The sequence below is a fragment of the Bradyrhizobium sp. 155 genome (genome assembly GCF_023101105.1).
GTDB lineage: Bacteria > Pseudomonadota > Alphaproteobacteria > Rhizobiales > Xanthobacteraceae > Bradyrhizobium > Bradyrhizobium canariense_D.
Genome location: NZ_CP064704.1, coordinates 5613849 through 5630266, shown reverse-complemented (window position 1 = coordinate 5630266; position 16418 = coordinate 5613849). Strand labels below are relative to the sequence as shown.

The window sequence follows — 16418 nt, the reverse complement described above, 5'->3', positions numbered from 1 at the left end:
TCGATTTTTCGATCCAGCCAAGTTTGCGGTTTGCAAACATGGCAGCTGTCGGGCGCTCGACCGTGCACACGACATTCGCTCGCAAGCTCGGAGCGGCTCTAGCCCTAAACAGGCTTGAGCGGCACGAAGCGCTGAGCAGGACGATAGGGATGCTGAGTAGCTCGGCATCTTTCTTCAGCAGCATAGGCAAGGCAACGGCCGATCATCCCCGCGCCATTGTGCAATTTGTGCCGGTCCGCGAATGCGGACGGCGCATCATCCAGAGGATTTAAGCTATGGCGACGCAGGCAACGGGCGGCGGCAGCACAGTTTCGTTCGGCAATACTCCGCAAGCCAACACGGACATTTTCTCGTTTGCGGAAGACGCCAGCAACATTCTCATCTTGAACGTGCTGGCAAATGATCTTGGGGGCGCGGCCAAGACGCTGTTCTCCCTGGACGATGGAATGAGCTCCTCCGCGTCCACCAAAAACTACGCACCAGCGGACTTACTGGTCAAAGATGTAGCGTACAGCAGCTTTGCCGCCGGAATGGCCGCAACCGGTGACCGCAGCGCCCTCGGTGCACGCATCTGGATCGAAGCGGACGGCACCGTTCATTACGACAAGGGCGACATCAACGTTCAGCTTCAGGCGTTGGCGACCGGGCAAACGCTGACTGACACGTTCACCTACGCGATCCAGCTGGGCAATGGCACGCTCAGTTGGGCGACCGTGACACTCCAGTTCAATGGGGCAAACGACTCGGTCTTCATCACATCGAGTCCGCAGAGCGGCTCGGTGGTCGAAGACGCGAATGCCACACCCGATTTCTCGGATTCGCAGAGCGCGGCCGGCACTATCAGTTTCAACGACGCCGATCTCAACGACACGCATTCGGCCTCGTTCGCAGCAGCTTCTTCTAACACCACTTCACTCGGCACTTTCTCGCTCGACCCTGTCAACGAGGCGCCCAATGCCGCCAACGGCGCGGTGCAGTGGCACTACAATTTGAACAACGCGGCTGCGCAGTACCTCGCTGCAGGCCAAACCGTCGCCGAGAGTTTCGTGGTGACGATCAATGATGGTCACGGCTCGACAGCCACCCAGACGGTGACGGTCACGATCACCGGCACCAACGACATCGTGTCGATCACCTCGGGTGTCCAGAGCGGCGCGGTGGTGGAGGACGCCCCGTCGACGCCAAGTCTGTCGGATTCCCTGGCTACGGCCGGGAGCATCAGCTTTAACGACGTAGATCTGAGCGATGGGCATACCGCGACGTTTGTCGCCGGGGCCGGCAACACTACCGCGCTCGGCACGTTCTCGCTCGATCCGGTGAGCGAGGCGGCCAATGCTGCCAACGGGTCGGTGCAGTGGCACTACGCCTTGAACAGCGCGGCTGCGCAGTACCTCGCCGAGGGCCAGAGCGTGACCGAGAGCTTCGTGGTGACGATCAATGATGGCCACGGCTCGACAGCCACCCAGACGGTGACGGTCACGACCACCGGCACCAACGACATCGTGTCGATCACCTCGGGTGTCCAGAGCGGCTCGGTGGTGGAGGACGCCCCGGCGACTCCGGATCCGTCGGATTCCCTGACGACGGCCGGCACCATCAGCTTTACCGACGTGGATCTGAGCGACGGGCATACCGCGACGTTTGTCGCCGCGCCAGCCAACACCTCCGCGCTCGGCACCTTCTCGCTTGATACGGTGAGCGAGGGCGCCAACACTGCTAGCGGCTCGGTGCAGTGGCACTACAACTTGAACAACGCGGCCGCGCAATACCTCGCTGCGGGCCAGAGCGTGGTCGAGCACTACGCCGTGACAGTGAGCGACGGCCAAGGCTCGACGGTCACTCAGGACGTCGCCATCACCATAGCTGGTGCGAATGACGTCGTTAGCGTCACCTCTGGTGTTCAGGCCGGCACAGTGGTCGAGGATGCCCCGGCGACGCCGGACCCGTCGGATTCTCTGACCGCAGCCGGCACGGTCAGCTTCACTGACGTGGATCTAAGCGACGGGCATACCGCCACATTCGTCGTTGCGCCAGCCAACACGACTGCGCTCGGCACCTTCTCGCTTGGTCCGGTGAGCGAGGCGGCAAATGCCGCCAACGGGTCGGTGCAGTGGCACTACAACCTTGACAACGTGGCCGCGCAGCACCTCGCTGCGGGCCAGAGCGTGACCGAGAGCTTTGTCGTTACTGTCAATGATGGTCATGGCTCAACGGCCACCCAGACCGTGACGATCACGCTGACCGGCACCAACGACACGCCGGTTGCGGTTGCCGACACCAACAGCGGTCTGGAAGACAGCACCATCACGGGCTCTGTGGCGACCAACGACAGCGACGTGGATGACGGCGCGACGCTGACCTATGCGCAGACCAGCGCGGTCGCCGGCCTGACGATCAACGCGGACGGCAGCTACAGCTTCGAGGCGTCGAATGCGGCCTACCAGCACCTGGCCGAGGGCGCGACGCAGGTCGTGGTTGCGAATTACACGGTCACCGACGAGCATGGCGCCAGCGCCCCCTCGACGCTGACGATCACGCTGACCGGCACCAACGACACGCCGGTTGCGGTTGCCGACACCAACAGCGGTCTGGAAGACAGCACCATCACGGGCTCTGTGGCGACCAACGACAGCGACGTGGATGACGGCGCGACGCTGACCTATGCGCAGACCAGCGCGGTCGCCGGCCTGACGATCAACGCGGACGGCAGCTACAGCTTCGAGGCGTCGAATGCGGCCTACCAGCACCTGGCCGAGGGCGCGACGCAGGTCGTGGTTGCGAATTACACGGTCACCGACGAGCATGGCGCCAGCGCCCCCTCGACGCTGACGATCACGCTGACCGGCACCAACGACACGCCGGTTGCGGTTGCCGACACCAACAGCGGTCTGGAAGACAGCACCATCACGGGCTCTGTGGCGACCAACGACAGCGACGTGGATGACGGCGCGACGCTGACCTATGCGCAGACCAGCGCGGTCGCCGGCCTGACGATCAACGCGGACGGCAGCTACAGCTTCGAGGCGTCGAATGCGGCCTACCAGCACCTGGCCGAGGGCGCGACGCAGGTCGTGGTTGCGAATTACACGGTCACCGACGAGCATGGCGCCAGCGCCCCCTCGACGCTGACGATCACGCTGACCGGCACCAACGACACGCCGGTTGCGGTTGCCGACACCAACAGCGGTCTGGAAGACAGCACCATCACGGGCTCTGTGGCGACCAACGACAGCGACGTGGATGACGGCGCGACGCTGACCTATGCGCAGACCAGCGCGGTCGCCGGCCTGACGATCAACGCGGACGGCAGCTACAGCTTCGAGGCGTCGAATGCGGCCTACCAGCACCTGGCCGAGGGCGCGACGCAGGTCGTGGTTGCGAATTACACGGTCACCGACGAGCATGGCGCCAGCGCCCCCTCGACGCTGACGATCACGCTGACCGGCACCAACGACACGCCGGTTGCGGTTGCCGACACCAACAGCGGTCTGGAAGACAGCACCATCACGGGCTCTGTGGCGACCAACGACAGCGACGTGGATGACGGCGCGACGCTGACCTATGCGCAGACCAGCGCGGTCGCCGGCCTGACGATCAACGCGGACGGCAGCTACAGCTTCGAGGCGTCGAATGCGGCCTACCAGCACCTGGCCGAGGGCGCGACGCAGGTCGTGGTTGCGAATTACACGGTCACCGACGAGCATGGCGCCAGCGCCCCCTCGACGCTGACGATCACGCTGACCGGCACCAACGACACGCCGGTTGCGGTTGCCGACACCAACAGCGGTCTGGAAGACAGCACCATCACGGGCTCTGTGGCGACCAACGACAGCGACGTGGATGACGGCGCGACGCTGACCTATGCGCAGACCAGCGCGGTCGCCGGCCTGACGATCAACGCGGACGGCAGCTACAGCTTCGAGGCGTCGAATGCGGCCTACCAGCACCTGGCCGAGGGCGCGACGCAGGTCGTGGTTGCGAATTACACGGTCACCGACGAGCATGGCGCCAGCGCCCCCTCGACGCTGACGATCACGCTGACCGGCACCAACGACACGCCGGTTGCGGTTGCCGACACCAACAGCGGTCTGGAAGACAGCACCATCACGGGCTCTGTGGCGACCAACGACAGCGACGTGGATGACGGCGCGACGCTGACCTATGCGCAGACCAGCGCGGTCGCCGGCCTGACGATCAACGCGGACGGCAGCTACAGCTTCGAGGCGTCGAATGCGGCCTACCAGCACCTGGCCGAGGGCGCGACGCAGGTCGTGGTTGCGAATTACACGGTCACCGACGAGCATGGCGCCAGCGCCCCCTCGACGCTGACGATCACGCTGACCGGCACCAACGACACGCCGGTTGCGGTTGCCGACACCAACAGCGGTCTGGAAGACAGCACCATCACGGGCTCTGTGGCGACCAACGACAGCGACGTGGATGACGGCGCGACGCTGACCTATGCGCAGACCAGCGCGGTCGCCGGCCTGACGATCAACGCGGACGGCAGCTACAGCTTCGAGGCGTCGAATGCGGCCTACCAGCACCTGGCCGAGGGCGCGACGCAGGTCGTGGTTGCGAATTACACGGTCACCGACGAGCATGGCGCCAGCGCCCCCTCGACGCTGACGATCACGCTGACCGGCACCAACGACACGCCGGTTGCGGTTGCCGACACCAACAGCGGTCTGGAAGACAGCACCATCACGGGCTCTGTGGCGACCAACGACAGCGACGTGGATGACGGCGCGACGCTGACCTATGCGCAGACCAGCGCGGTCGCCGGCCTGACGATCAACGCGGACGGCAGCTACAGCTTCGAGGCGTCGAATGCGGCCTACCAGCACCTGGCCGAGGGCGCGACGCAGGTCGTGGTTGCGAATTACACGGTCACCGACGAGCATGGCGCCAGCGCCCCCTCGACGCTGACGATCACGCTGACCGGCACCAACGACACGCCGGTTGCGGTTGCCGACACCAACAGCGGTCTGGAAGACAGCACCATCACGGGCTCTGTGGCGACCAACGACAGCGACGTGGATGACGGCGCGACGCTGACCTATGCGCAGACCAGCGCGGTCGCCGGCCTGACGATCAACGCGGACGGCAGCTACAGCTTCGAGGCGTCGAATGCGGCCTACCAGCACCTGGCCGAGGGCGCGACGCAGGTCGTGGTTGCGAATTACACGGTCACCGACGAGCATGGCGCCAGCGCCCCCTCGACGCTGACGATCACGCTGACCGGCACCAACGACACGCCGGTTGCGGTTGCCGACACCAACAGCGGTCTGGAAGACAGCACCATCACGGGCTCTGTGGCGACCAACGACAGCGACGTGGATGACGGCGCGACGCTGACCTATGCGCAGACCAGCGCGGTCGCCGGCCTGACGATCAACGCGGACGGCAGCTACAGCTTCGAGGCGTCGAATGCGGCCTACCAGCACCTGGCCGAGGGCGCGACGCAGGTCGTGGTTGCGAATTACACGGTCACCGACGAGCATGGCGCCAGCGCCCCCTCGACGCTGACGATCACGCTGACCGGCACCAACGACACGCCGGTTGCGGTTGCCGACACCAACAGCGGTCTGGAAGACAGCACCATCACGGGCTCTGTGGCGACCAACGACAGCGACGTGGATGACGGCGCGACGCTGACCTATGCGCAGACCAGCGCGGTCGCCGGCCTGACGATCAACGCGGACGGCAGCTACAGCTTCGAGGCGTCGAATGCGGCCTACCAGCACCTGGCCGAGGGCGCGACGCAGGTCGTGGTTGCGAATTACACGGTCACCGACGAGCATGGCGCCAGCGCCCCCTCGACGCTGACGATCACGCTGACCGGCACCAACGACACGCCGGTTGCGGTTGCCGACACCAACAGCGGTCTGGAAGACAGCACCATCACGGGCTCTGTGGCGACCAACGACAGCGACGTGGATGACGGCGCGACGCTGACCTATGCGCAGACCAGCGCGGTCGCCGGCCTGACGATCAACGCGGACGGCAGCTACAGCTTCGAGGCGTCGAATGCGGCCTACCAGCACCTGGCCGAGGGCGCGACGCAGGTCGTGGTTGCGAATTACACGGTCACCGACGAGCATGGCGCCAGCGCCCCCTCGACGCTGACGATCACGCTGACCGGCACCAACGACACGCCGGTTGCGGTTGCCGACACCAACAGCGGTCTGGAAGACAGCACCATCACGGGCTCTGTGGCGACCAACGACAGCGACGTGGATGACGGCGCGACGCTGACCTATGCGCAGACCAGCGCGGTCGCCGGCCTGACGATCAACGCGGACGGCAGCTACAGCTTCGAGGCGTCGAATGCGGCCTACCAGCACCTGGCCGAGGGCGCGACGCAGGTCGTGGTTGCGAATTACACGGTCACCGACGAGCATGGCGCCAGCGCCCCCTCGACGCTGACGATCACGCTGACCGGCACCAACGACACGCCGGTTGCGGTTGCCGACACCAACAGCGGTCTGGAAGACAGCACCATCACGGGCTCTGTGGCGACCAACGACAGCGACGTGGATGACGGCGCGACGCTGACCTATGCGCAGACCAGCGCGGTCGCCGGCCTGACGATCAACGCGGACGGCAGCTACAGCTTCGAGGCGTCGAATGCGGCCTACCAGCACCTGGCCGAGGGCGCGACGCAGGTCGTGGTTGCGAATTACACGGTCACCGACGAGCATGGCGCCAGCGCCCCCTCGACGCTGACGATCACGCTGACCGGCACCAACGACACGCCGGTTGCGGTTGCCGACACCAACAGCGGTCTGGAAGACAGCACCATCACGGGCTCTGTGGCGACCAACGACAGCGACGTGGATGACGGCGCGACGCTGACCTATGCGCAGACCAGCGCGGTCGCCGGCCTGACGATCAACGCGGACGGCAGCTACAGCTTCGAGGCGTCGAATGCGGCCTACCAGCACCTGGCCGAGGGCGCGACGCAGGTCGTGGTTGCGAATTACACGGTCACCGACGAGCATGGCGCCAGCGCCCCCTCGACGCTGACGATCACGCTGACCGGCACCAACGACACGCCGGTTGCGGTTGCCGACACCAACAGCGGTCTGGAAGACAGCACCATCACGGGCTCTGTGGCGACCAACGACAGCGACGTGGATGACGGCGCGACGCTGACCTATGCGCAGACCAGCGCGGTCGCCGGCCTGACGATCAACGCGGACGGCAGCTACAGCTTCGAGGCGTCGAATGCGGCCTACCAGCACCTGGCCGAGGGCGCGACGCAGGTCGTGGTTGCGAATTACACGGTCACCGACGAGCATGGCGCCAGCGCCCCCTCGACGCTGACGATCACGCTGACCGGCACCAACGACACGCCGGTTGCGGTTGCCGACACCAACAGCGGTCTGGAAGACAGCACCATCACGGGCTCTGTGGCGACCAACGACAGCGACGTGGATGACGGCGCGACGCTGACCTATGCGCAGACCAGCGCGGTCGCCGGCCTGACGATCAACGCGGACGGCAGCTACAGCTTCGAGGCGTCGAATGCGGCCTACCAGCACCTGGCCGAGGGCGCGACGCAGGTCGTGGTTGCGAATTACACGGTCACCGACGAGCATGGCGCCAGCGCCCCCTCGACGCTGACGATCACGCTGACCGGCACCAACGACACGCCGGTTGCGGTTGCCGACACCAACAGCGGTCTGGAAGACAGCACCATCACGGGCTCTGTGGCGACCAACGACAGCGACGTGGATGACGGCGCGACGCTGACCTATGCGCAGACCAGCGCGGTCGCCGGCCTGACGATCAACGCGGACGGCAGCTACAGCTTCGAGGCGTCGAATGCGGCCTACCAGCACCTGGCCGAGGGCGCGACGCAGGTCGTGGTTGCGAATTACACGGTCACCGACGAGCATGGCGCCAGCGCCCCCTCGACGCTGACGATCACGCTGACCGGCACCAACGACACGCCGGTTGCGGTTGCCGACACCAACAGCGGTCTGGAAGACAGCACCATCACGGGCTCTGTGGCGACCAACGACAGCGACGTGGATGACGGCGCGACGCTGACCTATGCGCAGACCAGCGCGGTCGCCGGCCTGACGATCAACGCGGACGGCAGCTACAGCTTCGAGGCGTCGAATGCGGCCTACCAGCACCTGGCCGAGGGCGCGACGCAGGTCGTGGTTGCGAATTACACGGTCACCGACGAGCATGGCGCCAGCGCCCCCTCGACGCTGACGATCACGCTGACCGGCACCAACGACACGCCGGTTGCGGTTGCCGACACCAACAGCGGTCTGGAAGACAGCACCATCACGGGCTCTGTGGCGACCAACGACAGCGACGTGGATGACGGCGCGACGCTGACCTATGCGCAGACCAGCGCGGTCGCCGGCCTGACGATCAACGCGGACGGCAGCTACAGCTTCGAGGCGTCGAATGCGGCCTACCAGCACCTGGCCGAGGGCGCGACGCAGGTCGTGGTTGCGAATTACACGGTCACCGACGAGCATGGCGCCAGCGCCCCCTCGACGCTGACGATCACGCTGACCGGCACCAACGACACGCCGGTTGCGGTTGCCGACACCAACAGCGGTCTGGAAGACAGCACCATCACGGGCTCTGTGGCGACCAACGACAGCGACGTGGATGACGGCGCGACGCTGACCTATGCGCAGACCAGCGCGGTCGCCGGCCTGACGATCAACGCGGACGGCAGCTACAGCTTCGAGGCGTCGAATGCGGCCTACCAGCACCTGGCCGAGGGCGCGACGCAGGTCGTGGTTGCGAATTACACGGTCACCGACGAGCATGGCGCCAGCGCCCCCTCGACGCTGACGATCACGCTGACCGGCACCAACGACACGCCGGTTGCGGTTGCCGACACCAACAGCGGTCTGGAAGACAGCACCATCACGGGCTCTGTGGCGACCAACGACAGCGACGTGGATGACGGCGCGACGCTGACCTATGCGCAGACCAGCGCGGTCGCCGGCCTGACGATCAACGCGGACGGCAGCTACAGCTTCGAGGCGTCGAATGCGGCCTACCAGCACCTGGCCGAGGGCGCGACGCAGGTCGTGGTTGCGAATTACACGGTCACCGACGAGCATGGCGCCAGCGCCCCCTCGACGCTGACGATCACGCTGACCGGCACCAACGACACGCCGGTTGCGGTTGCCGACACCAACAGCGGTCTGGAAGACAGCACCATCACGGGCTCTGTGGCGACCAACGACAGCGACGTGGATGACGGCGCGACGCTGACCTATGCGCAGACCAGCGCGGTCGCCGGCCTGACGATCAACGCGGACGGCAGCTACAGCTTCGAGGCGTCGAATGCGGCCTACCAGCACCTGGCCGAGGGCGCGACGCAGGTCGTGGTTGCGAATTACACGGTCACCGACGAGCATGGCGCCAGCGCCCCCTCGACGCTGACGATCACGCTGACCGGCACCAACGACACGCCGGTTGCGGTTGCCGACACCAACAGCGGTCTGGAAGACAGCACCATCACGGGCTCTGTGGCGACCAACGACAGCGACGTGGATGACGGCGCGACGCTGACCTATGCGCAGACCAGCGCGGTCGCCGGCCTGACGATCAACGCGGACGGCAGCTACAGCTTCGAGGCGTCGAATGCGGCCTACCAGCACCTGGCCGAGGGCGCGACGCAGGTCGTGGTTGCGAATTACACGGTCACCGACGAGCATGGCGCCAGCGCCCCCTCGACGCTGACGATCACGCTGACCGGCACCAACGACACGCCGGTTGCGGTTGCCGACACCAACAGCGGTCTGGAAGACAGCACCATCACGGGCTCTGTGGCGACCAACGACAGCGACGTGGATGACGGCGCGACGCTGACCTATGCGCAGACCAGCGCGGTCGCCGGCCTGACGATCAACGCGGACGGCAGCTACAGCTTCGAGGCGTCGAATGCGGCCTACCAGCACCTGGCCGAGGGCGCGACGCAGGTCGTGGTTGCGAATTACACGGTCACCGACGAGCATGGCGCCAGCGCCCCCTCGACGCTGACGATCACGCTGACCGGCACCAACGACACGCCGGTTGCGGTTGCCGACACCAACAGCGGTCTGGAAGACAGCACCATCACGGGCTCTGTGGCGACCAACGACAGCGACGTGGATGACGGCGCGACGCTGACCTATGCGCAGACCAGCGCGGTCGCCGGCCTGACGATCAACGCGGACGGCAGCTACAGCTTCGAGGCGTCGAATGCGGCCTACCAGCACCTGGCCGAGGGCGCGACGCAGGTCGTGGTTGCGAATTACACGGTCACCGACGAGCATGGCGCCAGCGCCCCCTCGACGCTGACGATCACGCTGACCGGCACCAACGACACGCCGGTTGCGGTTGCCGACACCAACAGCGGTCTGGAAGACAGCACCATCACGGGCTCTGTGGCGACCAACGACAGCGACGTGGATGACGGCGCGACGCTGACCTATGCGCAGACCAGCGCGGTCGCCGGCCTGACGATCAACGCGGACGGCAGCTACAGCTTCGAGGCGTCGAATGCGGCCTACCAGCACCTGGCCGAGGGCGCGACGCAGGTCGTGGTTGCGAATTACACGGTCACCGACGAGCATGGCGCCAGCGCCCCCTCGACGCTGACGATCACGCTGACCGGCACCAACGACACGCCGGTTGCGGTTGCCGACACCAACAGCGGTCTGGAAGACAGCACCATCACGGGCTCTGTGGCGACCAACGACAGCGACGTGGATGACGGCGCGACGCTGACCTATGCGCAGACCAGCGCGGTCGCCGGCCTGACGATCAACGCGGACGGCAGCTACAGCTTCGAGGCGTCGAATGCGGCCTACCAGCACCTGGCCGAGGGCGCGACGCAGGTCGTGGTTGCGAATTACACGGTCACCGACGAGCATGGCGCCAGCGCCCCCTCGACGCTGACGATCACGCTGACCGGCACCAACGACACGCCGGTTGCGGTTGCCGACACCAACAGCGGTCTGGAAGACAGCACCATCACGGGCTCTGTGGCGACCAACGACAGCGACGTGGATGACGGCGCGACGCTGACCTATGCGCAGACCAGCGCGGTCGCCGGCCTGACGATCAACGCGGACGGCAGCTACAGCTTCGAGGCGTCGAATGCGGCCTACCAGCACCTGGCCGAGGGCGCGACGCAGGTCGTGGTTGCGAATTACACGGTCACCGACGAGCATGGCGCCAGCGCCCCCTCGACGCTGACGATCACGCTGACCGGCACCAACGACACGCCGGTTGCGGTTGCCGACACCAACAGCGGTCTGGAAGACAGCACCATCACGGGCTCTGTGGCGACCAACGACAGCGACGTGGATGACGGCGCGACGCTGACCTATGCGCAGACCAGCGCGGTCGCCGGCCTGACGATCAACGCGGACGGCAGCTACAGCTTCGAGGCGTCGAATGCGGCCTACCAGCACCTGGCCGAGGGCGCGACGCAGGTCGTGGTTGCGAATTACACGGTCACCGACGAGCATGGCGCCAGCGCCCCCTCGACGCTGACGATCACGCTGACCGGCACCAACGACACGCCGGTTGCGGTTGCCGACACCAACAGCGGTCTGGAAGACAGCACCATCACGGGCTCTGTGGCGACCAACGACAGCGACGTGGATGACGGCGCGACGCTGACCTATGCGCAGACCAGCGCGGTCGCCGGCCTGACGATCAACGCGGACGGCAGCTACAGCTTCGAGGCGTCGAATGCGGCCTACCAGCACCTGGCCGAGGGCGCGACGCAGGTCGTGGTTGCGAATTACACGGTCACCGACGAGCATGGCGCCAGCGCCCCCTCGACGCTGACGATCACGCTGACCGGCACCAACGACACGCCGGTTGCGGTTGCCGACACCAACAGCGGTCTGGAAGACAGCACCATCACGGGCTCTGTGGCGACCAACGACAGCGACGTGGATGACGGCGCGACGCTGACCTATGCGCAGACCAGCGCGGTCGCCGGCCTGACGATCAACGCGGACGGCAGCTACAGCTTCGAGGCGTCGAATGCGGCCTACCAGCACCTGGCCGAGGGCGCGACGCAGGTCGTGGTTGCGAATTACACGGTCACCGACGAGCATGGCGCCAGCGCCCCCTCGACGCTGACGATCACGCTGACCGGCACCAACGACACGCCGGTTGCGGTTGCCGACACCAACAGCGGTCTGGAAGACAGCACCATCACGGGCTCTGTGGCGACCAACGACAGCGACGTGGATGACGGCGCGACGCTGACCTATGCGCAGACCAGCGCGGTCGCCGGCCTGACGATCAACGCGGACGGCAGCTACAGCTTCGAGGCGTCGAATGCGGCCTACCAGCACCTGGCCGAGGGCGCGACGCAGGTCGTGGTTGCGAATTACACGGTCACCGACGAGCATGGCGCCAGCGCCCCCTCGACGCTGACGATCACGCTGACCGGCACCAACGACACGCCGGTTGCGGTTGCCGGTCATACGCTGAACTACACGGAAAACCACGCCGCCACCGCGATCGACCCGGCGCTGACGGTGTCAGACGTCGACAACGCCAATCTCGTCTCGGCGACGGTGCAGATCACCGGCAATTACGTCAACGGCCAGGATGTGCTGGGCTTTACCAACCAGAACGGCATCACCGGATCGTTCAATGCAGCGACCGGAACGCTCACTTTGACCGGGTCATCCAGCGTCGCGAACTACCAGACCGCGCTGGACTCGGTGACCTACTTCAACACCAGCGACAACCCGTCGGGCCTGGCCCGCACCGTCACCATCATCACCAATGACGGGGCCGCCAACAGCGTGGCCGTGACCGACACGATCAACGTGACGCCGGTCAACGACGCGCCGGTGTTGAACGCTAATGGTGGCACGCTGTCCTATACCGAGAACCAGGCGGCGACGGCCATCGACACCGTGCTGACGGCGTCGGATGTCGACAGCACGAATCTGACCGGGGCGACAGTATCGATCACAACCAACTTCGCCTCAGGCCAGGATGTGCTCGGCTTCACCAACCAGAACGGCATCACGGGCAGCTACAATGCGGGGACCGGCGTGCTGACGCTGACCGGTTCTGCGACTGTGGCGAACTACCAGGCGGCGCTACGTTCGGTGACGTATTCGAGCTCAAGCGATAACCCCTCGGGTGCGACCCGCACCATCAGCTATCAGGTGGACGATGGGGCCGGCGCCAATCACGCCAGCAACATCGCGACCTCGACGGTGGCGGTGACGCCGGTCAACGACGCGCCGGTGTTGAACGCTAATGGTGGCACGCTGTCCTATACCGAGAACCAGGCGGCGACGGCCATCGACACCGTGCTGACGGCATCGGATGTCGACAGCACGAATCTGACCGGGGCGACGGTATCGATCACAACCAACTTCGCCTCAGGCCAGGATGTGCTCGGCTTCACCAACCAGAATGGCATCACGGGCAGCTACAATGCGGGGACCGGCGTGCTGACGCTGACCGGTTCTGCGACTGTGGCGAACTACCAGGCGGCGCTACGTTCGGTGACGTATTCGAACTCAAGCGATAACCCCTCGGGTGCGACCCGCACCATCAGCTATCAGGTGGACGATGGGGCCGGCGCCAATCACGCCAGCAACATCGCGACCTCGACGGTGGCGGTGACGCCGGTCAACGACGCGCCGGTGGCGCAGAATGACGCATATATCCTCGACACTTCAGGCGGAAATATCTTGACGGTTACAACGCCAGGAGTTCTCACCAACGACTCTGATCCAGACAGTGCAATAACTGCGGTCAAAGACACCAACCCGACCCACGGAACGGTGACGCTTAACCCCAATGGCTCATTTACTTACACGCGGACAGACTCTTTCTTAGGCACGGATTCGTTCACCTATCATACTTCAGATGGCTCTCTCTCTTCCAATCCTGTGACCGTCACAATAACGTTGGCCGGTAGCGTCAGTGGACACGTGATCAATTTTGGAAACGGTACTGACATTGCCAATTTCGCCAACAATACTTTTGATGGAAATACGCCGGCCCCTTCAGGCAATTGGTCTGTCTTGATGGGCAATGGCGGCGATACTCTGGTGACAGCATGGAATCACATCAACGGGACAACCACCTATAACGGTGGAAATGGTGCAGACGACATCACCCTGGTGTTCTCCTCCACTCAGCTTGAGCAAGTTCTCTCGAATGCAACGTTCGAAGGAGCGTTACAAAACTACTTTAACGGTTCTCCGACAGGAACTCTCGACCTTTTAGCTTCGAGCTGGCAAGCGAGCGCCACCGCTTTCGAAAACGGAAATCTCGCGCTCGCACTCAATGGAGGTGGCGCTGCGACCTATTCCGCGATCGCCGATGACTTGCCCAATCTCCTTGCGGGGTTAACCGGCAATCCTTCGGATAATACCCTGGTTGGAACTGCCAACGGTGAGACAATCTCGGGTAACGACGGCAACGATATCGTGGTGGGTCTCGGCGGCGACGATACCCTGAATGGCGGAAACGGCTCCGATCTGCTTCTCGGCGGTTCTGGAAACGATACGCTCACCGGCGGGGCCGGCATTGATATTCTGTCAGGCGGCACCGGAAACAATACGTTCAGGTATACGGCCGTTACCGACTCAAACCATGCCGGCTTCGATATTGTCACCGATTTTGCGTCGGGGTCTGACAAAATCGCGGCCACCTCGGGCCTTGCAATCACATCGATCGGCACGTCGTTGGCCACGGCGACGAGCTCAGTTGCGGCCCATACATTTGCCTGGTTTGTCGATACTGCCAACAACCAGACGATCGTCTACGGTAACGCCACGAATGGCGCCCTCAACGGCGGCACCGCCAGCCTGCTGGAAATACACCTCGCAGGGGTGACGTCATTGACTGCCACCGATTTTGCGACGGGAGTAGCTCCGGCCGGCATCGCCGGCGAGCAGATCAACCTTGGTCTGACCGATCCCTCGTCGGACCTGAACGACCTGATAACGGTCACAGTCAGCGGTGTTCCGTTGGGGTGGAGTTTGAACGCGGGGACGAACGAAGGCAACGGCACCTGGACGGTGCAAACAAATGATGTCCGGTCGCTAGCAGTTACCACGCTCACCGACTTCGCGGGTGCGGTTGTCCTGAACGTTGCCGAAACGTGGACGGAGGCAGACGGCAGCACGGGAACCAGGGTTGTTTTCGACAATATTGAAGCTTACGCGGCCGGTTCACCAATCTTCGCCATTTCGGGCGACGACAACCTGACCGCTTCGAGCGGCAACGACTTGCTCGTTTTCGCTCAACCGATTGGCCGGGATACGATCTACAATTTTGACACCGCGCACGACCAGATCGATCTGGTCGGTTATGCCGAGTTCACCGGCTTTGGCGACATTCAGGCGCACACGGCCAATGACAGTAACGGCAACGCGGTGATCTCAGCGGGAGAGGGGCAGTCGATCACGCTGCATGGGGTCGATGCCTCGTCGCTCACGGCAAGCGACTTCATCTTCGATCAAACGCCGGTCACTGAAAACGCCGGCCACATGGTGATCGCCGATGGTGCAATCCTGCCGCTCTCCGGCATCATCGACAATACCGGCACGATCGAGTTGAACTCGAGCGGAAGCGAGACCGATCTCGAACTGATCGAGCACGGCATCACGCTGCAGGGCCACGGGCAGGTCATCCTGTCCGACAGCAGTGAGAACGTGATCACCGGAACGGTTTCCGACGTTACGCTGACGAACGTGGACAACACGATCTCCGGTGCCGGCCACCTCGGGGATGGGATGATGGTGCTGGTCAACGAAGGCACGATCATCGCCACCGGCACCAATGCGCTCGACATCGATACCGGAGCTAACGCCGTCATCAACACCGGCACGATCGAGGCAACAGGAACCGGTGGACTGGAGGTCCACAGCGACCTCGTCAACACCGGCGTGTTGTGGGCCAATGGCGGCAACGTCACAATCGATGGCAATGTCAGCGGTAACGGAACGGCTCAGATTAGCGGTTCGGCCACACTCGAATTCGGAGCGGCCTCATCTGCGCATGTCACGCTTGATGCCCAAGCGACCGGGACAATCGTGCTCCATGACTCCTTCGACTTTAGCGGGGTCGTGTCCGGATTTAACGGGGATGACCACCTGGATCTCCTCGATGTGGCATTCGGGGCCGGCACGACCGCGAGCTATGTCGCAAATCAGGCTGGTGCTGGAGGAACCCTGTCGGTGACCGACGGAGTCCATACCGCCAATATTACCCTGTTGGGCCAGTACGACCCCGCGGGCTTCCAAACCGAGGCAGACAAGAACACGGGAACGCTCATCAGCTACCACGACCATCTGGCCTGATGCGCTGCGGGGAAATGGGTCGGGGCCAATGTTGCGGCCCCGACTTTGGATTACGGTGTGATTTTGAAGAGGGGCGGATTTTCC

Annotated in this window: 1 protein-coding gene; it reads left to right on the top strand. The window is 64.4% G+C overall.

Annotated elements, in window-relative coordinates:
* The first annotated feature begins 275 nt into the window (after positions 1–275).
* On the top strand, positions 276–16334 hold the full coding sequence (locus IVA93_RS27180) for a cadherin-like domain-containing protein (protein ID WP_247789273.1): 16059 nt from the start codon (positions 276–278) through the stop codon (positions 16332–16334).
* Positions 16335–16418 lie beyond the last annotated feature (84 nt).

Coding starts and splice junctions, on each gene's coding strand:
- IVA93_RS27180 (WP_247789273.1), top strand. CDS start 276: ATGGCGACGCAGGCAACGGGCGGCGGCAGCACAGTTTCGTTCGGCAAT.